This is a genomic window from Sphingopyxis sp. Geo48, from assembly GCF_949769155.1.
Lineage (GTDB): Bacteria > Pseudomonadota > Alphaproteobacteria > Sphingomonadales > Sphingomonadaceae > Sphingopyxis.
In genome coordinates this window covers 1-18,499 of the sequence record NZ_CATKPA010000009.1, presented here as the reverse complement: position 1 = coordinate 18,499, position 18,499 = coordinate 1, and the positions used below count along the sequence as shown (strand labels likewise).

The 18,499-nt window shown below is 65.3% G+C and carries 15 protein-coding genes; 13 read left to right on the top strand and 2 right to left on the bottom strand.

Annotation, left to right across the window (positions count from 1 at the left end; all coding sequences use genetic code 11):
* Positions 1–35: 35 nt before the first annotated feature.
* The 11 genes from QOL79_RS18525 to QOL79_RS18475 all read left to right on the top strand — a co-directional run bounded on the left by QOL79_RS18525 (position 36) and on the right by QOL79_RS18475 (position 14,796).
* The gene (locus tag QOL79_RS18525) at positions 36–1,343 is read left to right on the top strand and encodes a TolC family protein (RefSeq protein WP_156416613.1); all 1,308 of its coding nucleotides are present in this window, start codon (positions 36–38) and stop codon (positions 1,341–1,343) included.
* A gap of 109 nt (positions 1,344–1,452) precedes the next feature.
* Positions 1,453–2,622 carry an efflux RND transporter periplasmic adaptor subunit gene (locus QOL79_RS18520; RefSeq protein WP_058455306.1) on the top strand — a complete coding sequence of 390 codons (1,170 nt, stop codon included), beginning with the start codon at positions 1,453–1,455 and terminating at the stop codon, positions 2,620–2,622.
* 3 nt (positions 2,623–2,625) lie between these two features.
* Complete coding sequence (locus QOL79_RS18515; RefSeq protein WP_058455305.1) at positions 2,626–5,868, top strand: efflux RND transporter permease subunit; 3,243 nt, start codon at positions 2,626–2,628, stop codon at positions 5,866–5,868.
* Between the two features lie 9 nt (positions 5,869–5,877).
* Complete coding sequence (locus QOL79_RS18510) at positions 5,878–6,222, top strand: DUF190 domain-containing protein (protein WP_058455304.1); 345 nt, start codon at positions 5,878–5,880, stop codon at positions 6,220–6,222.
* An 81-nt stretch (positions 6,223–6,303) separates the two neighbouring features.
* Entirely contained in the window at positions 6,304–6,774 is a 471-nt protein-coding gene (locus tag QOL79_RS18505) for an SRPBCC family protein (RefSeq protein ID WP_058455303.1), read from the top strand.
* A gap of 190 nt (positions 6,775–6,964) precedes the next feature.
* Positions 6,965–9,505, top strand: a complete 2,541-nt coding sequence (locus QOL79_RS18500; RefSeq protein WP_058455302.1) for a heavy metal translocating P-type ATPase — start codon at positions 6,965–6,967, stop codon at positions 9,503–9,505.
* 44 nt (positions 9,506–9,549) lie between these two features.
* Positions 9,550–12,729 (top strand): efflux RND transporter permease subunit, encoded by a 3,180-nt coding sequence (locus QOL79_RS18495; RefSeq protein WP_058455301.1) that lies wholly within the window; start codon positions 9,550–9,552, stop codon positions 12,727–12,729.
* A 13-nt stretch (positions 12,730–12,742) separates the two neighbouring features.
* A complete protein-coding gene (locus tag QOL79_RS18490) occupies positions 12,743–13,228 on the top strand; it encodes an SRPBCC family protein (protein ID WP_058455300.1) in 486 nt (161 codons plus the stop codon).
* Entirely contained in the window at positions 13,225–13,659 is a 435-nt protein-coding gene (locus QOL79_RS18485; RefSeq protein WP_058455299.1) for a disulfide bond formation protein B, read from the top strand. The genes QOL79_RS18490 and QOL79_RS18485 overlap by 4 nt, the downstream gene beginning before the upstream one ends.
* On the top strand, positions 13,656–14,300 hold the full coding sequence (locus tag QOL79_RS18480; RefSeq protein ID WP_058455298.1) for a DsbA family protein: 645 nt from the start codon (positions 13,656–13,658) through the stop codon (positions 14,298–14,300). The genes QOL79_RS18485 and QOL79_RS18480 overlap by 4 nt, the downstream gene beginning before the upstream one ends.
* Positions 14,301–14,490: 190 nt before the next feature.
* A complete protein-coding gene (locus tag QOL79_RS18475; protein ID WP_058455297.1) occupies positions 14,491–14,796 on the top strand; it encodes a hypothetical protein in 306 nt (101 codons plus the stop codon).
* Between the two features lie 25 nt (positions 14,797–14,821).
* Here the strand turns inward: QOL79_RS18475 and QOL79_RS18470 are convergent, their stop codons facing one another.
* Positions 14,822–15,481: a class I SAM-dependent methyltransferase gene (locus QOL79_RS18470; protein ID WP_058455296.1), complete on the bottom strand. Its 660-nt coding sequence runs from the start codon at positions 15,479–15,481 to the stop codon at positions 14,822–14,824.
* A gap of 47 nt (positions 15,482–15,528) precedes the next feature.
* Positions 15,529–16,218 carry a helix-turn-helix transcriptional regulator gene (locus tag QOL79_RS18465; RefSeq protein ID WP_058455295.1) on the bottom strand — a complete coding sequence of 230 codons (690 nt, stop codon included), beginning with the start codon at positions 16,216–16,218 and terminating at the stop codon, positions 15,529–15,531.
* A gap of 230 nt (positions 16,219–16,448) precedes the next feature.
* Between QOL79_RS18465 and istA the strand changes: the two genes are divergently transcribed.
* Both istA and QOL79_RS18455 read left to right on the top strand, forming a co-directional pair.
* Positions 16,449–17,963, top strand: a complete 1,515-nt coding sequence (istA, locus tag QOL79_RS18460; RefSeq protein ID WP_283420343.1) for an IS21 family transposase — start codon at positions 16,449–16,451, stop codon at positions 17,961–17,963.
* On the top strand, positions 17,950–18,499 hold a 550-nt coding region (locus tag QOL79_RS18455), incomplete at its 3' end, for an ATP-binding protein (protein WP_283420342.1). The genes istA and QOL79_RS18455, both read left to right, overlap by 14 nt.

Below are 18,499 nucleotides of genomic sequence, written 5' to 3'. Positions count from 1 at the left end.
CGCCTCTCCCTGGAAACGTCAGGAGTCTCCTTTTCATGAAATCCATAGTTGTCGCCGCGACTTTCGCGGCGCTCGTTGCAGGCGCAAATGCCGCGCCCGTTGCTGCCCAATTGGCAGGAACGGAGCTCGTGGGTCCGCCTTCTTCATCCGACGAGGCGGTCCGCACCGGCCCGCTTCCCGCCCGATTGTCCCTCGCCCAGGCGATGGAGGAAGCCGACGCGCGGTCGCCGCGCGTGGTTGCCGCCCAGGCTGAAGTGGAGGCCGCGCGCGGCCGCCAGCGCCAAGCGGGCTATCGCTACAACCCGACGCTGAACGTCGACGTCGAGAATTTTGCCGGAACGGGTCCCTATTCGGGGCTCAATGGCCTCGAAACGACCGTGTCGGTCAACCAGCGGCTCGACATAGGCGGGCGCCGCCGCGCCCGCATGACGCTCGCCGACGCGGAGTTTCTGGCCGCGCAATATCGACTGGAAATTGCCCGCGCGGACCTCGCGTTCGACGTGCGCAATCAGTTCGCGACGGCGACCGCGGCCCGCGACAATCTGGCGCTTGCGCGCGAGAACGAAGCCCGAGCCCGCGAACTTGTTCGCGTCGCGCAGGCGATGGTCGACACGGGAAACGAGCCGCCGCTGCGGGCCTTCCGCGCCAATGCGGCCCTTGTGCAGGCGACCGCTGAATTGCGCACAGCCGAGGCCGAAGAGCGGACCGCACGCCGCTCGCTCGCGGCTCTCCTCGGCAGCTCGGTCCCGCCGGCCGAACTGGTTGATGGCGATTTGTGGGTGACACCGGCGACGGTGGACTCGCTCGCAACGCTCGACGTCCGACTTGCCGAAACCGAGAAGCTCATTGCCGAGGCGCGGCTCCAGGGGCAGCGGGCCGACGGCCGGCTCGACCCATCGGTCGGGTTCGGAGTGCGCCAGCTTCGCGAGACCGGCGATCGCGCGCTCGTCGCCAACGTCTCGGTACCGCTACCGGTCTTCGATCGCAATCGCGGCAACATCTCGGCTGCCAAGTCCGATGTCGCCGCCGCGATCGCTCGGCGCGAAAATGCCGTGGTCAACGCCCAGGCGGAAATCGCGAATGCGCAAGCCGAACTCGAGGCGGCCGAAGCGCGTCTCGCGGCGCTCGAAGGCAGCGGCATCGAGCAGGCGCGCGAAGGGGTCCGGCTTGCCGAGCTCAGCTACCGCGCCGGCAAGTCCTCGCTCGTCGAATATATCGACGCACAGCAGGCCTATGCGGCGACGCAGGCCGAACTGATCGCCGCGAGGCAAGCCCGGGCCGCGGCCCGTGCGATCCTTTCGCGCCAGGCGGCCGCCGATGGCGATGCGGACCATCAGCCATGAGCGCGCCGATCCTTCCAGCGGACGGAGGCGCCTTCGCCGCCGTCCTTTCAAGTCAACAGGGGTGCGCTGCCGGTCGGCGCGCGAACCGCATCATCAGCGGAGATAGAATATGATCACCAAGGACAAGCGCCTTCTCGGCACTGTCGCGGGCGCCATCGCCCTCGCCGCCGTCACCGGCTTCGGCGTCGCCCGCTGCACCGCTGATCCGGCCCCCGCGCCGGCTGCCGAAGGCGAAGCCGCAACTGAAAGCGAAGCGCTTCCAAGCAGCCTCGCTATCACACCTGAAGCGATCAAGGCCGCCGAAATCGGCGTCGAGGCAATCGGCGCCGGCGGTCTCGGCTCCGAAATCATCTCGCAGGCCACGGTCACTGCCGCGCCGAGCGGCGAGGCGATCGTCACCGCCCGCGCAGGTGGTGCGGTGACCCGCCTCTTCAAACGGCTCGGCGATCCGGTCCGCGCCGGCGAAACGATCGCGATCGTGCAAAGCCGCGACGCAGCGCAGATTGCGGCGGAACGGATTGCGGCCGATGCGCGCTCGACGCTCGCGCAGAAGAATCTCCACCGCGAGAAGACGCTGTTCGACCAGAAGGTGTCGGCACGCGTCGATTACGAGCAGGCGCAGGCCGAAGCCGCGGCTGCCGCGGCCGAAGCGCAACGTGCCCGCGCCGCAGCGAACGCGGCGCAGGTCACCCGCGATGGAAGTAGTGTGATCGTCGCGAGCCCGATCTCGGGACGGATCACGGCCGAGAGCGCGAGCCTCGGTGCCTTCGTGCAGCCCGAAACCGAATTGTTCCGGGTTGCCGATCCGAGCAAGGTGCAGATCGAGGCTGCGGTCGGTCCGGCCGACGCGCAGCGGCTGTCCCCGGGGGACCGCGCGATCATAGAACTGCCCGACGGACAGACGATCGACGCGCGTGTCCGCGCGGTGACGCCTGGCCTTTCGGGCGAAACCCGCTCGGCAACCGCCGTCCTCGATGTTCCCGGCGCGCTGCAGCCCGGCCTCGCGGTCCGGGTACGCCTGCTTCCCACCCGCGGCGCCGCGACCGGTGGTCCCGCAACGATCGTGATCGCCGACGAGGCGCTCCAGACGCTCGAGGGCCGCGACGTGGTGTTCGTGCGCACGAAGACCGGCTTCCGCGCGCAGCAGGTGACCGTCGGTCAGCGTAGCGCGGGCCGTGTCGAAATCCTCTCCGGGCTGAAGCCCGGCCAGATTGTCGCGACCAAGAACGCATTCCTGCTCAAGGCCGAACTCGGCAAGGGCGCGGGCGAGGAGGAATAGACCGTGATCGCGAAACTGATGGCGCTATCCGTCCGCGCGCGCTGGGCGGTGCTTTTCCTCTTCCTCGTGATCGCGGGCCTCGGCGTCTGGCAGCTCACCAAGCTGCCGATCGACGCCGTTCCCGACATCACCAACAAACAGGTGCAAATCAACACGATCGACCCGCGCCTTTCGCCGGTCGAAATCGAGAAACTCGTAACCTATCCGATCGAAATCTCGCTGGCCGGCATTCCGGGGCTCGAGACGACACGGTCGATCTCGCGCAACGGCTTCAGCCAGGTGACGGCCATCTTCTCCGATGAAACCGACCTCTATTTCGCGCGCCAGCAGGTGGGCGAACGGCTTCTCCAGGCGGGCGAAAATCTGCCCGATGGGGCGCAGCCGCAGATCGGTCCCGTAACGACGGGTCTCGGCGAGGTCGTGATGTACACCGTCGGCTATAAAAATCCTGACGGGAAGGGCGCCAAGAAGGTTGCGGGCCAACCGGGCTGGCAACCCGACGGCAGCTATCTGACCCCCGAGGGCGATATCCTCACCGACGAGATCGCGAAGTCGGGCTATCTTCGCACAGTCCAGGACTGGATCGTCAGCCCCCAGCTGAAGTCGGTCGGCGGCGTTGCCGGCGTCGACTCGATCGGTGGCTATGCCAAGACCTTCGTGGTCGAGCCCGATCCGACACGCCTCACCAGCTATGGCATTTCCTACAGCGAACTCGGCGAAGCGCTCGAACGCGCAAACCTCGCGGTCGGCGCCAACTATTACAACCGCGGCGGCGAGGCCTATCTCGTCCGCGTCGATGCGCGCGTTCGCTCGGTCGACGAGATCCGCAATGCCGTCGTTGCAACGCGCGGCGGGGTTCCTGTCACCGTCGGGCAGCTTGCCAATGTGAAGATTGGCGGCGACCTTCGAACGGGTGCGGGCAGCATGAACGGCAAGGAGGCGGTGATCGGCACCGTGCTCATGCTGATCGGCCAGAACAGCCGCACCGTCGCCGAGGATGTCTCGGCGAAGATCGCGCAGGTGTCGAAAACCTTGCCGCCTGGCGTCGAAGTGAAGGTGGTGCTCGACCGCGCCAAGCTCGTGAACGCGACCGTCGGCACGGTTGAAAAGAACCTGACCGAAGGCGCGCTGCTCGTCGCGGCCGCGCTCTTTTTCCTGCTCGGCAACTGGCGCGCCGCGATCATCGCGGTGCTCGTCATCCCCTTCTCCTTCCTGATGATGGCGATGGGCATGAACGCGTTCCGGGTCCCCGGTAACCTGATGAGCCTCGGCGCTCTCGACTTCGGTCTGATCGTCGACGGGGCGGTGATCATCATCGAAAACTGTCTGGCGAGACTGGCACACAGGCAGGAGCATGAAGGGAGATTGCTTAACCTTCGCGAACGTCTCGAGGAGACGATGCGGGCCAGCCAGGAGATGATCAAACCGACGGTCTTCGGCCAGGCGATCATCCTGCTCGCCTTCGCGCCGCTGCTGATGTTCACAGGCGTCGAGGGCAAGACCTTCTCGCCGATGGCCATCACCATCATGCTCGCGCTCGTCGCCGCCTTCATCCTTGCCATCACGCTGGTCCCGGCGCTCGTCGCGCTGATGATCCGCGGCAAAGTGGCCGAGAAGGAAGTCTGGGCCATCCGCAAGTCCAAGGAACGCTATCTGCCCTTGCTCGACAAGGCGATCGCGAAACCCTGGACCTTCATCGCGGGCGGCTTCGTCTTCTTCCTTCTCGCGATCCCCGCGTTTGGGCTTCTGGGTTCGGAATTCATTCCGCAGCTCGACGAGAAGAATATGGCACTCGCCTCGACGCGCGTGCCTTCGGTGAGCCTCGAACAGTCGCTGGCCATGCAACGTAATGTCGAGACGGCGATCTCGAGCCTGCCCGAAGTCGAACTGATGTTCTCGAAGACGGGTACCGCCGAGGTGGCGACCGATCCGATGCCGCCGAACATCTCGGATGGCTTCGTGATCCTGAAGCCGCAGGACCAGTGGCCGGCGGGCGTCGATAGCAAGGCCGATGTCGTCGAGCGGATCGAGAAGGCCGCTGGCGGCCAGCTCGGCCAGCTTTACGAGGTCAGCCAGCCGATCCAGCTTCGTTTCAACGAACTGATCGCGGGTGTCCGCGGCGACGTCGCCATCAAGCTCTACGGGGACGACCTCGACAAGATGTCGCTCGCCGCGAACGAGATGGTGAAGGTGCTCCAGGGCATTCCGGGTGCGGGCAGCGTCAAGGCCGACCAGGTCGGCGGCGCTCCGACGCTGGACGTGAAGCTCGATCGCAATGCGATCGCGCGTTACGGCCTGTCGGTGCAGGAAGTCGCCGACACCGTGTCGGCGGCGCTTGGCGGGCGTGAATCGGGTCTCCTTTACGAAGGCGATCGCCGGTTCGACATCACCGTGCGCGTTCCCGACGCGACCCGCGTCAATCTCGACGACATTCGCGCGCTTCCCGTGCTCCTTCCCTCGGAAGGCGGGAACCGCGGACAGATACCGCTTGCGCAAGTGGCGCAGATCCGGCTGACCGAAGGGCTCAACCAGATCAGCCGCGAGAATGGCAAGCGGCGCGTCGTCGTACAGGTGAACCTCGAAGGCCGCGATGCGGGCTCCTTCGTGGCCGAGGCGCAAGCGAAGATTGCCAATGTGAAGCTTCCGGCGGGCTATTATCTCGAATGGGGCGGGCAGTTCGAAAGCCTGCAGGCCGCCTCGAAGCGGCTTTCCATCGTGGTGCCGCTCTGCTTCGCGGGTATCTTCATCCTGCTGTACATGGCGCTTGGCACTTTCGGCCGAGCAACTGCCGTGTTCCTTGCGGTCCCGCTGGGGCTCGCAGGCGGGGTGTTCACCCTCGCGCTTACGGGCATCAACTTCTCCGTGTCCGCAGCGGTGGGCTTCATCTGTCTCGCCGGCGTCGCGGTGCTCAACGGTCTCGTCGTCATGACGGCGATCCGCGAGCGGCTCGAGAATGACGTGCCGCTCACCGAGGCGATCCGCGAGGGCATGATCGAGAAGATGCGCGCGGTGATTATGACCGGCTTCGTGCCCGCGATCGGCTTCGTGCCGATGGCGATCGCGACGGGGACAGGCGCCGAGGTGCAGAAGCCGCTCGCGACGACCGTCATCGGCGGCCTCATCGCAGCGACCATCCTGACGCTTCTCGTGCTCCCGGCCATCGCGAAGGTCGTTCTTGGCGCGAATTGGCAGCCCGGTTTCCTGAAACGCAAAACCGAGCCGGCCGAAGCGCCGGTCACGGAATAGGAGAGGACCATGCAAAAAGCATCCAAGCTATTGCGCGTTTATACCGACGAGTCTGCCTTCTTCGGCGACCAGCGCGTCTTCGAGTTCATTTCCGAACTCGCCCGCCAGCAAAAGCTGGCGGGGGTCACCGTCCTCGAAGCGGTCCTCGGTTTCGGCCGCTCGGCACATCTCCACCGCAAGCATGCGCTGGAGAATGACCGGGCGGTCGTGATCGAGATCATCGACGAGGAGCAGCGGCTCCGCGACTTTGCGGCGCAGCTGTCCGAAATACCGGACATAGGGCTCATAACGCTCGAAGCGGTCGACATCCTCGGCGGGAAATCCGCCGTGGAGCCTCCCGATGTCCAGAGCTGACCGGCAAATTGCCGGTTTCCACCGCGGCGCAGGTCCCCGGCCTGCGTCGCGGACCAGCTTGCCGGAGCGAGGGAGCTGCCGATGTTCTCGGTAGGGACCTCGCTCCGCCTGCCGGTCCCGATCGGCCGCGTCTGGCGGTTGCTCATCGACATCGAGCGCTATGCCGACTGGCATCCGACATTGCGCTTATCGGAGCATCCGGGAGATGAGGAGCGCATCGACTATGTCTATTCCCCGCGTGGGCCGCGCGGGCCGGAGCTGGCCGCCGAAGGGCGGATCACCGGTCTCGACTGGCTCAAGGGCTTTTCGTGGCGAACGGGCATGCGCGGCCTGCTCGTGATCGAGGAGAGCTATCGGCTCGAGAAGTTAGGCCAAGGCGTCGAGGTGACGCATCGGCTCGATTGCCGCGGCTTCTTCTCGTGGCTCGGCTATCCATTCCTGCGCCGCGCGTGCGCGGTGTTCCTGCGCCGCTCAAACGCTGCGCTCGAAAAGCATTTCCGCCGCACGACCGTTCAGTCCCGCTACGCGCGGCCGAGCGGACGTCGCGCATGATTGTAAATTCGAAACCTGGCCGTCGGAGGCCCCTCTCATTCGCCCCCCTCACCACGGGCAGGGATCTCCGGCGGTCGGGGAGGTGCGGGAGCCGGGTCGCATCCCGCAGAGGCTCCCGCACCTCATCCTGCCCGGCGTTTAGTGTATGTCCGGATCACAGTGCCGATGGCCAAGAGAAAAGGATGGCATCATGAGTGACCAGTTGCGGCTCGATATTCCGCTTCTCCTCCCCGAAGTCGCCGATACCGCCGACCGCTGTGTCGCGCGCCTGATGGGCGAACTCGAAGGACGCGAAGGCGTCGACAAGGTCCATGTGGTCCGCTCAAGCGATGGTTCGCCGCCGCAGCTCTGCATCCATTACCGTCCGGATATTCTCCCGCTCGAACGCGTGCGGCAGCTCGCGCGCAGCGCCGGTGCCGAGCTCACTGACCAATATCAGCATCTCTTCTGGGACGACCTCGAAGGCGTCGGCCACGCCCGGCGCGCGCGGACGATCGGACTTAAGCTTCGCGAAATGCCGGGCGTGATCGAGGCCGAAGTCGGGGCCGCCGGCACGCTGCGCGCCGAGTTCCAGCGCTCGGAGACCTCCATCGAAACGATCAGAAAGACACTGTCGGATATGGGCGTCACACAGAAATCGACTGCCGTCGCCGCGGCTACCCCGGCACAACCCCCGCACCAACATGGCGATGATGGCCATGACCATGGACCGGATCATGCGCATGGGCCTGATCACAAACATGGCCACACGGGCGAGGACAGCCACGACCATGGCCATGATCATGGCGGCATTTTCGGCGAGCGGACCGAGCTGATCTTCGCGTTGCTGTGCGGTCTCGTGCTCGGCATCGGCTTTGCCATCGAGAAGCTGGCTGCGGCGCCGGAGTGGGTACCGCTCGCATTCTACATTGCCGCTTATGGTTTCGGCGGCTGGTTTACGGTCCGCGAGGCGATCGAGAATCTGAAGCTCAAGCGCTTCGAGATCGACACGCTGATGCTCGTCGCCGCTGCGGGCGCCGCAGCGCTCGGTGCGTGGGCCGAAGGCGCGCTGCTCCTTTTCCTCTTCAGCCTCGGTCATGCGCTCGAACATTATGCTATGGGCCGGGCCAAGCGCGCGATCGAGGCGCTCGCCGAGCTGGCGCCGCAGACCGCGATCGTGAAGGGGGCCGACGGCAGCACCCGCGAAGTGTCGGTCGAGCTTCTGCAGATCGGCGACACCGTGGTGGTCAAGCCCAACGAGCGGCTGCCCGCCGACGGCTTCGTCATCGTCGGACGCTCGGCGGTCAATCAGGCTCCGGTGACGGGCGAGAGCGTTCCGGTCGACAAGGAGCCGGTACCCGATCGCGCCGCTGCCGCCGCGAAGCCCGATGTGCTCGAGGCGAAATATCGCGTCTTCGCAGGCACGATCAACGGTCATGGCGCGATCGAGATCGCTGTGACGCGCCTCGCTGCCGATACCACGCTCGCCAAGGTCGTGAAGATGGTGAGCGAGGCGGAGACGCAGAAATCGCCAACCCAGCGCTTCACCGACAAGTTCGAGCGGATTTTCGTGCCGAGCGTGCTCGCGCTGGTGTTCGTCCTGCTCTTCGCCTGGGTCGTCGTCGACGAGCCTTTCCGCGACAGCTTCTATCGGGCGATGGCGGTCCTCGTCGCGGCAAGCCCGTGCGCGCTCGCCATTGCGACGCCGAGCGCCGTCCTGTCCGGCGTTGCGCGTGCGGCGCGCGGCGGCGTGCTGGTCAAAGGCGGCGGCCCGCTCGAAAATCTCGGCTCGCTGACTGCGCTCGCTTTCGACAAGACGGGCACGCTCACCGAGGGCAAGCCGCGCATCACCGATGTTCTGCCGGCAAGCGGCGTGCCGAAGGAGGAACTGCTGCGCATCGCGGTGGCCGTCGAACGGCTGAGCGACCATCCCCTTGCCGCTGCGATCGCGCGCGATGGCGAGGCCATGCTGACATCGGCGCGCGTACCGATCGCGGACGACCTCAACAGCCTGACGGGGCGCGGCGTCACGGCGAAGGTCGAGGGCGAGACCGTTCTGATCGGCAGGGCCGAAATGTTCGGTGCCGACGGCATCGCACCGATCGGGGGCGAAGTGGCGGCGGCGATCGCAGGCCTCCGCGAACAGGGCCGCACGACGATGGTGGTCCGCATGGGCGACCGCGATCTTGGCGCGATCGGCCTGATGGACACGCCGCGCGAAGCGGCGCGCACCGCGATCGCCAAACTCCGCGAACTCGGCATCGGCCGGATGATCATGATTTCGGGCGACCACCAGAAGGTCGCGGAATCGATTGCCGCAGAAGTCGGGATCGACGAGGCCTGGGGCGACCTTATGCCCGACCAGAAAGTCGATGCCATTCGCGACCTCAAGGCGCAGCAGCCGGTCGCCATGGTCGGCGACGGCGTCAATGACGCACCGGCGATGGCGAGCGCCACCGTCGGGATCGCGATGGGCGCCGCAGGGTCCGATGTCGCCCTCGAAACCGCCGACGTCGCGCTGATGGCCGATGACCTCGCTCATCTGCCGTTCGCGATCGGGCTCAGCCGCCAGACGCGCCGCATCATCCGCCAGAATCTGGTGGTCAGCCTCGGCGTCGTCGTGGTCCTCGTGCCGGCGACGATCTTCGGGCTCGGAATTGGTGCGGCGGTCGCGGCGCACGAAGGCTCGACCCTCGTCGTCGTCGCCAACGCGCTTCGCCTGCTCGCCTATCGCGATCGCAGCATGGGCTGAGGGCGCGCAGTCGCGGCGCGATCGAACCGGAAGGGGGAGAGAGGATGAACTTCAAGAATATCTCGGCCTGGTCCATCCGGAACCCGATCCCGCCGCTCGTCATGTTCTTCGGTCTGACGGTGGCGGGCATCGTCTCCTTCCTCATGATGGGGGTCCAGAGCGATCCCGACATCGATTTTCCGGGCGCCATCGTCATCATCGCCCAGCCGGGCGCCGCGCCGACCGAACTCGAAACGCAGGTCACGCAGCGCGTCGAGGCGGCGGTGCGGACGATCGAGGGGATCGACGAGCTCAATTCGACGGTTACCGAAGGCCAGTCTCAGACCTTCGTCCAGTTCGCGATCGGCACACCGATCGACCGGGCGGTGACCGATATCCGCGACAAGATCACCCAGATCCGCAGCAACCTGCCGAACGGCATCCTCGAACCGCAGGTCATCCGCCTGTCGACCTCGGGCAACACGCTTGCCTATTGGTCGGCCTCGGCCACCGACATGACGCTCGAGGAATTGAGCTGGTATGTCGATAATGTCGTCGCGAAGCGGCTGATCGCGGTCCCCGGTATGGGCGACGCCTACCGACGGGGCGGCGTCAGCCGCGAAATCCGGGTCATCCTCAACCCCGAGCGCATGCGTGCCTATGGTCTCACCGCCGCCGCGGTGAACACCCAGCTCGTCCAGCTCAACGTCAATGCGGCCGGCGGCCGGATGGAGGTCGCAGGCTCCGAGCAGGCGGTCCGCATCCTCGGCAACGCCAGCAGCGCCAACGCCCTCGGCGAGACGCTGATCTCGGTCGGAACGAACCGGACCGTGCGCCTCGCCGATATCGCCGAGGTCAAGGATCTCTACGCCGAGCAGCGCTCGGTCTCGAAGCAGGACGGGCGGCAGGTGCTGACCTTTGGGTTCGAGCGCGCCAAGGGCGCCTCGGATGTCACCGTTTACGACGCGGCGGTCGAGGAGCTGCGCAAGCTCGAGAAGGAGAATCCCAAGGTCAAATTCACCGAGCTGTTCAGCGATATCGAATATACCAAGGGCCAATATCATTCGGCGATCAATGCGATGGTCGAAGGCGCGATCCTCGCGGTCGTCGTCGTCTTCCTTTTCTTGCGCGACTGGCGGGCGACGCTGATCTCGGCGCTTGCCATCCCGCTGTCGGCGGTACCGACCTTCCTGTTCATGGACCTCATGGGCTTCTCGCTCAACATGATGACCTTGCTCGCGCTTAGCCTCGTTGCCGGCGTGTTGGTCGACGATGCGATCGTCGAGATCGAGAATATCGTGCGCCACATGCGGATGGGCAAATCGGCCTATCAGGCCTCGATCGACGCCGCCGACGAGATCGGCCTCGCGGTGCTCGCCACGACGATGACGATCGTCGCGGTGTTTCTGCCGGTCGGGCTGATGCCGGGCGTCGCCGGGCAATATTTCAAGAATTTCGGGCTGACGGTCGTGGCCGCGGTGCTGATGAGCCTCGCGGTCGCGCGCATGATCACGCCCATGCTCGCTGCCTATTTTCTCTCTGCGCAGGGCCCGCAAAAGCATGGCGAGGGCCCGCTGATCGACACCTATATGCGCATCTTGCGCTGGAGCCTCGATACCAGCGGGGCCGCTGCCGCGCGTGCGCGCGGCGGGCGCTGGAAATGGCTCGGCTATTTAAAGGACCATCGCATCTGGGTGGTCGGCATCGGCGTGCTGGCGCTGTTCGCGACCATCTTCAGCTTCTCGCTGCTTCCCATGACCTTCCAGCCGTCGATCGATTCCGATACGAGCCGCGTCGCCATCCAGCTCGCACCGGGTGCGACGCTCGAACAGACCGAGGCGGTGGCCGACGAAGTGACCGATCTCATGAAGCGCGATCCGCTCGTCGAATCCGCCTTGTCGCGGATCGATGTCGGCACGGCGACGGTCTATCTGAAACTGCGCAAGGACCGTGAGCTCACCTCCACCGAGTTCGAAAAGGACCGCGCGCCGCGGCTGGCGCAGGTTCCCGATGCCCGCATCAACTTCCAATCGCAGCATGGCGGTGGCGGCGGGAGCAGCCGTGACATCTCGATCACGCTAGGCAGCGACGACCCGAAGAAGCTCGAAGATATCGGCAACCGGCTGCTTGCCGAAATGGCCCGTGTGAAGGAGATTCGCTCGCCGCGTGTCGAAGGCAATCTCCAAAGGCCCGAGATCGTCATTCGCCCGCGCTTCGCGCTCGCGGCGCAGCTCGGCGTCACCACCCAGGCGCTCAGCCAGTCGATCCGCGTCGCGACGCTTGGCGAGATCGACCAGAACAGCGCCAAATTCTCGCTGTCCGACCGGCAGATACCGGTGCGCGTCGCGCTAGCGGAAACCGCGCGCGAGCGGCTCGATACACTGCGCAACATGCCGGTTCCGACCCGGAACGGGGGAACGGTGCCGCTTTCTGTCGTCGCAGAGATTGGCTTCGGCGCCGGCCCCACCCAGATCAATCGGACCAACCAGGTGCGCCAGCTCACCATAGGGGCCGACCTTGCTCCGGGTCTCGTGACCGGTCAGGCGATGGAGAAAGTCGAGGCGTTGCCGGCGCTGAAGACGTTACCCGCCGGGGTCGCCCGGCTGGTGCTCGGGAGTGCCAAATGGCAGGCCGAGATGCTGCGCAACTTCGCGATCGCGGTCGTTTCGGGGATATTCCTCGTGCTGGCGGTCCTGATCCTGCTCTATCGCAAGATCATCCCACCCTTCGTCAACATGGGCTCGCTTCTGCTCGCCCCCCTCGGCGGGGCGATCGCGTTGCTGCTGACGGGCTATCCGCTCTCGCTTCCCGTGTTCATCGGCGTGCTGATGCTGCTCGGTATCGTCGGCAAGAACAGCATCTTGCTGGTCGATTTCGCGATCGAGGAAATGGCGTCCGGGGTGCCGCGCGACGAGGCGATCGTCGACGCCGGACACAAGCGCGCGCAGCCGATCCTGATGACCACGGTCGCGATGGTCGCGGGCATGATCCCGACCGCGCTATCACTGACCGGCGACGGCGCATGGCGCGCGCCGATGGCGGTCACGGTGATCGGCGGGCTTATCCTTTCGACGATGCTGACGCTGCTGATCGTGCCGGCGTCCTTCAGCCTTGCGGCGGGCTTCGAACGCAGGATGGCACCGCGCCTGCGCCGCTGGTTCACCACGGGCGGCGCGCATGCCGACCCATCGCCTGCGGGCGTCACCGACATCGGCGCGGGGCAAAGCCCGGCGGCCGATCGATAGAGGAGTGAAGCTGATGGAGTTCGAGCGGGAGCATGACCTCCCCTATAGTGCGGAACAAATATGGGCGGTCCTCGGCGATTTCGACAATCACCGGATCTGGAACCCTTATGTCCGGATCGAGCGGCTTGCCGAGGACCCGGTCGCGATCCGCTATTCGATGCGCATGGATCCGCAAAAGCCCAAGTTTCTTGAAGTTTCCGCGGCGGTGCTCTCCGCGCGCCCCGGGGAAGAGCTGATACTCGACGTAAAGCCGAGCTTCATCCTCCAGTTTGAGGAAAGCTATATCCTGACGCCGACGGCAAGCGGGACGAAGTTCGTTCACCGCTATCGCTGCCGCGGGCCTTTTGCCTGGCTCCCGCTTCCCGGCCTCCGCACCAGCTTTCAAAGAATGCTCGCCTCGATCGACGGCATCCTGCTCAGCTACCTGAAGTCCAAATACAGCAAGCCGCAATCGCCGCCGCGACGGCCCAAGTCCAAGTTCAAAGGTGGTCGGCGATGACGAGCTTTCCGCTGCTGGCACCGCACAAATGGCGTCCGCTCGGCGTAGCTTGGGCAATTGCCTTCCTGTCGAGCCTAGCCGTCCTCTTCGTCGGCGAGGTCATGGGCCAAGTGCCGTGTGATCTCTGTTGGTTCCAGCGCGCCTTCATGTTCCCGCTCTCGATCATTCTCGGCATCGCAGCGTTCAAGTCGGACCGCGCCGTTGTTCCTTATGGACTGGCGCTGGCGGCCGGCGGTGCTCTCGTCGCATTCTATCACAGCTTGCTCTATGTCGGCGTCATTCCGGCTCCGATCGTCCCCTGCACCGGCGGCCCGTCATGCTCGGGAGAGAGCATGGCAGTCGGAGGCGTGCCGCTGCCCCTCCTGTCGCTGGCCGCCTTCGCGCTCATCCTGACCCTCTTGCTCAACTTCCAAAGGAGACTGAAATCATGAACCGTCGAATCGGAGTGATGGCCACGCTTGCCCTGTCGGCGCTCGCCTTTACCGGTGGCGCGATGCTCTACAGCGGGAGCGCCGAGGGCGAACCCACCAAGAAGGTCGTGGCGGGACCCGTCGACAGCCTCATTCGCCCGCACTCGCCGATCATTGGGCCGAAAAATGCCCCGGTCACGATCGTCGAATTCTTCGACCCGTCGTGCGAGGCCTGCCGTGCCTTCTATCCGACAGTCAAGGGTATCGTCGCCAAATATCCCAAGGATGTGCGTCTCGTGATGCGCTACCTGCCGCTGCACCCCGGTTCGGCCGAGGCGATCGTGATCCTCGAAGCCGCGCGTGTCCAGGGCAAGCTCGAGCCGGTGACGGCGGCGCTGCTTGAGGCGCAGCCCGACTGGCACGACGGCAAGATGGACGGCGCCTGGGCCGCGGCCGAGAAGGCCGGCCTCAATGTCGCGAAGGCGCGCGCGATGCCAACCGCCGATGCGATGGCGTGGATGGAGCAGGACATTGCCGACGCGCGCGCGGTCGGCGTCAAGGGCACCCCGACCTTCTTCGTCAATGGCGAGATGCTCGTCCAACCCAGCCCCGAACAGGTCGAGGCCCGAGTCCAGGCCGCGGTAGCGGCAAAGGGCAAATAAGACCCGCACCCGTCCCGCTTCGTCCACGCGGGACGGGTGCCTAGCATCCGTCGCGATGCTGCCTCACTCGCCATCGGCCCGTCGCATGGAGATGCCGGGTCACCGTCGAATCGGGGAAGAAAGAGCTAATATTCACAGCGCATTCAACGACGAAGGGGGAGTTTGAACGCCACGCAAAGGAGAGACTGACATGCGAAAACTGATGACGATCGCGGCCGCGATGCTCGCCTTCGCGCTCCCCGGAACGGCGCTTGCCCAGCACCATGGCGATCGCGGCGGATATAGCCGCGGCCATGATGCGCCGCGGGGCCATGATCGCGACTATCGTTCCAACCGGCACGACCGGCCCTATTATGGCAATGACCGGGGCTATCGCGGTTACGACCCCTATTATCGCGGAAACGACCGCCGCTATGAACGCCGGGACCGCTACGAGCGGCGCTACCAGAAGCGCCGGATGCACCACCACCACCGTGGGCGTCACTGGCGCGGTTAGCGGAATCCGCGCGCTGGGCGAGAGGCTACCGCCTCGCCCGGTAGATTGAGATCGAGCCGGTCGGTGTCGGGATGACCTTCACTTCCTCGACAGCCTCGAAACCCGCGGCTGTAAGGATTTCCGGGACGCAGCCCTTCGCGTTGGGTTCGGTATATTCGAACCCGTCGAGCAGCTGGATCTGTCGAAAAAGCATGCGCATCAGCAGCGAGCGCTGCTCGCCATAATCGGCTATGAAGAGAGTCCCGCCGGGCCTCAGGAGCCTGAACATCTGCGCGGCAATCGCCTTCTTCACGTCCATTGGGCACTGGTGGAGAACGAGGCTCGATACGATCTTGTCGCATTGCCGGAGTGCGTCGATGCCGTCCAGCTCGTCCCCCATGGCCTCGAACCATTGGATCTCGGCTTCGGCAACCTTAGCCTTGGCGCGTGCGATTTCCAGTACGGCGGGATCGGGATCGACCCCGAGGACCATGCTCTCCGGCGCCGCCTGCTTAAGGGCGATTGCAAACGTCCCCGTGCCGCACCCGATATCGACGATCCGCTCGCCCGGCTGCGGTTCGGCGAAGCACAGCAAGTCGCTTCGCCATCTTTTCTCTCTGGTCATGAGGGCTATGGCGGCATCATAGCGGTCGAGCGATCCGCTCTTGCCGAGTGCCGGGACGAAGTCTCTGTGTGCGTCTGACATGACGCCCCTCTACTAGGTGCCGTCACGCACCGGCTTGAACGGAGAGGCTATGGTTCGATGAAAAGGTCGCTTGCCCGAATACCGAACATGACCTTGATCGTGCGGGCGAAATGCGCGCTGTCGCTGAACCCCGCCATATGTGCGGCCTCGGTCGCGCTGCGGCGCCTTCCCAAAACGTCGAAGGCGATGATCAAGCGTCGCCAGAGCACAAATCGCTGGAAAGGCATGCCGATCTCGGCGGCAAAGAGATGCCGGAATCGGCCGAGCGAAAGGCGGCTCTCCTCCGCCACATCCGCGAGCCGGACAGAGCCCGTGGGGATCAGGCGGTCAATCGAGGCGGCGGCGCGGGTGATGCGCGGATCGAGCGGGGGGCGGGCGCCTCGCGTGAGCCAGTTTTTCCAGAATGACTGCTGTCCCGGCATCGCGACATGAATCGGATCGGAGCAAATCAGCCGGTTTTTCAGTTCTACCGGCGGACCGAAGCCCACTGTCGGCTCGACGAACCATAGTTCGGCTGCGGGCGCGGGAAGCAGCCGGTGTGCGGCATCGGGTTCGATGAGCAAGCAGCGCCCCGAAAGGCGCGCACCAACGGCGTCGACCACCGTGAGCGGCTCGGAACAAAACACTGCTTGCGCTGCAAAATGGCGGTGCGCGGCGGCATCGCCAACCGAACCCGACCAGAGAGCATGATAGTCGCCGAGGCTAAGTCGGCCGTTCCAGTTGGACGTGTCGGGCATCGGGTTTCGATAGCAGGCCTAACTCGTGTGCGTAACGGGCGCCGGGTAATCTCTCTGGCTCGGAGGCTCTTTTCGGGGGCCCCAGCACAGCCTGGGAGGAGCGCGCCGACCCCGTGATTGTGGATCGGCGTGCAAAAAGGACCCCGTTAGCGGGGTGATCGGCGTCTAAAAGGGACCCCTCATTTCGATGGTTTAAGCAGCCGGCTGGATAATCAGGCGGCGAGATCGGGATGTTGGTTTTGGAGACAGTGGTTCGGATTCGGCGCGAGTATGCCGGTGGTAAGGCGATCAAGGCGATCGCGCGGGATTTGCATGTATCGCGGAAGGTGATCCGCAAGGCGATCCGGGCGCCGGAAGGCGCATTCGATTATCAGCGCAAGGTTCAGCCGCTGCCGCGGATCGGGCCGTTTCAGGATCGCCTGAACACACTGCTGGAAGAGAATGAGGTGCGCGGCAAGCGCGAGCGGCTGCGGATGACGCGGATCCATGATCTGTTGGAGCGCGAGGGTTTTGAGGGTTCCTACGATGCCGTGCGGCGCTACGAGGCGCGCTGGAAGGCCGATCGGCGCAAGGATGCCGGCGATGGTGTCACCGCCTTCATCCCGCTGATGTTCAAGCCCGGCGAGGCCTACCAGTTCGACTGGAGCCATGAGGATGTGGAGATCGCGGGCAAGCCGATGCGGGTGAAGGTCGCGCATATGCGACTGTGTGCATCGCGGGCAGTCTATGTCCGGGCGTATCCGCGCGAGAGCCAGGAGATGCTGTTCGACGCGCATGCGCGCGGCTTTGCTTTCTTCGGCGGGGTGCCAGGCCGCGGCATCTACGATAATATGAAGACGGCGGTGACGAGCGTGTTCACCGGCAAGGAACGGGTCTTCAACCGGCGGTTCCTGATCATGACCGCCCATTATATGATCGAGCCGACCGCCTGCTCACCTGCGGCGGGATGGGAGAAGGGGCAGGTCGAGAACCAGGTGCAGACGATCCGGGGTCGCTTCTTCCAGCCCCGGTTGCGGTTCGCCAGCCTCGAGGAGCTCAATGGCTGGCTGGAGGCCGAGTGTCGGCGCTGGGCGGAACGGCAGGCGCATCCTGAACAGGGCGAGCTAACCGTAGCGCAGGCGCTGGAGATCGAACGATCGGCACTGCAACCGATGTTGGGGCCGTTCGACGGCTTCAACGAGAGCGAGCATGCGGTGACGGGCACCTGCCTGATCAGCTTCGACCGCAACCGCTACTCGGTTCTCTCGACGATGGCGCGGCGCACGGTGCAGGTCCGTGCCTATGCCGACCGCATCATCGTGCGCTGCGGCGAGGAGGTTGTCGCTGAGCATCCTCGCACCTTCGGGCGTAACCGCACGATTTACGACCCCTGGCATTATCTGCCGGTGCTGGCCCGCAAGCCCGGCGCGCTGCGGAACGGCGCCCCTTTCCAGGACTGGGACCTGCCACCTGCGCTGGCGCGCCTGCGCCGCAAGCTTGGTAATGGCGACGATGCCGACCGCCGGTTCGTCCGTGTGCTGTCGGCCGTGCTGACCGATGGCCTCGAGCCGGTCGAAGCGGCCGTGCGCGAAGCGTTGGCGACCGGCACGGCGAGCGACGATCTGATCCTCAACATCCTGGCGCGGCACCGCGAGCCGCCGCGCCCACTTACGATCATCACCTCCGAGGATAGCGCGCTGCGCCATCCGCCGATCGCCGACTGCGCCCGTTACGACCAGCTGAGGACCTTCGATGCAGCGGCATGACATGATCGAGGCGATGCGCGGGCTTGGGCTCAAGGGCATGGCGGGCGCGTTCGATGATGCGGTCACCACCGGCCTTCAGCGCCAGCGCACCACGATGGAGATACTGACCGACCTCCTGCGGGCGGAAGCAACACATCGCCATGCCGCGTCGATCCGATACCGGATGGCGGCCGCCCGGCTGCCGGTCGTGAAGGACATCGACGCGTTCCGGTTCGAGGGCACGCCGATCAATGAAGGACTGGTGCGTTCGCTTCACAGCGGCGCGTTCCTGCCCGCTCGGCGCAACATCGTCCTGGTCGGCGGCACGGGCACCGGGAAGACCCACCTGGCCATCGCCATCGCCGCCAATGTCGTTCGCTCGGGTGCGCGAGGCCGCTACTTCAACACCGTCGATCTGGTGACCCGCCTCGAAGAGGAGGCCAGGATCGGCAAGGGCGGCACACTCACCGCCCAGCTATCCCGCCTCGATCTGATCGTGCTCGATGAGCTGGGCTATCTGCCGTTCGCCCGCTCAGGCGGCCAGTTACTGTTCCATC

Bases quoted from the DNA above. Each gene is read 5' to 3' on its own strand.
- istA (WP_283420343.1), top strand. From the start codon at position 16,449: ATGTTGGTTTTGGAGACAGTGGTTCGGATTCGGCGCGAGTATGCCGGT.
- QOL79_RS18505 (WP_058455303.1), top strand. From the start codon at position 6,304: ATGTTCTCGGTAGGGACCTCGCTCCGCCTGCCGGTCCCGATCGGCCGC.
- QOL79_RS18525 (WP_156416613.1), top strand. From the start codon at position 36: ATGAAATCCATAGTTGTCGCCGCGACTTTCGCGGCGCTCGTTGCAGGC.
- QOL79_RS18480 (WP_058455298.1), top strand. From the start codon at position 13,656: ATGAACCGTCGAATCGGAGTGATGGCCACGCTTGCCCTGTCGGCGCTC.
- QOL79_RS18490 (WP_058455300.1), top strand. From the start codon at position 12,743: ATGGAGTTCGAGCGGGAGCATGACCTCCCCTATAGTGCGGAACAAATA.
- QOL79_RS18495 (WP_058455301.1), top strand. From the start codon at position 9,550: ATGAACTTCAAGAATATCTCGGCCTGGTCCATCCGGAACCCGATCCCG.
- QOL79_RS18485 (WP_058455299.1), top strand. From the start codon at position 13,225: ATGACGAGCTTTCCGCTGCTGGCACCGCACAAATGGCGTCCGCTCGGC.
- QOL79_RS18470 (WP_058455296.1), bottom strand. From the start codon at position 15,481: ATGTCAGACGCACACAGAGACTTCGTCCCGGCACTCGGCAAGAGCGGA.
- QOL79_RS18465 (WP_058455295.1), bottom strand. From the start codon at position 16,218: ATGCCCGACACGTCCAACTGGAACGGCCGACTTAGCCTCGGCGACTAT.
- QOL79_RS18510 (WP_058455304.1), top strand. From the start codon at position 5,878: ATGCAAAAAGCATCCAAGCTATTGCGCGTTTATACCGACGAGTCTGCC.
- QOL79_RS18520 (WP_058455306.1), top strand. From the start codon at position 1,453: ATGATCACCAAGGACAAGCGCCTTCTCGGCACTGTCGCGGGCGCCATC.
- QOL79_RS18500 (WP_058455302.1), top strand. From the start codon at position 6,965: ATGAGTGACCAGTTGCGGCTCGATATTCCGCTTCTCCTCCCCGAAGTC.
- QOL79_RS18475 (WP_058455297.1), top strand. From the start codon at position 14,491: ATGCGAAAACTGATGACGATCGCGGCCGCGATGCTCGCCTTCGCGCTC.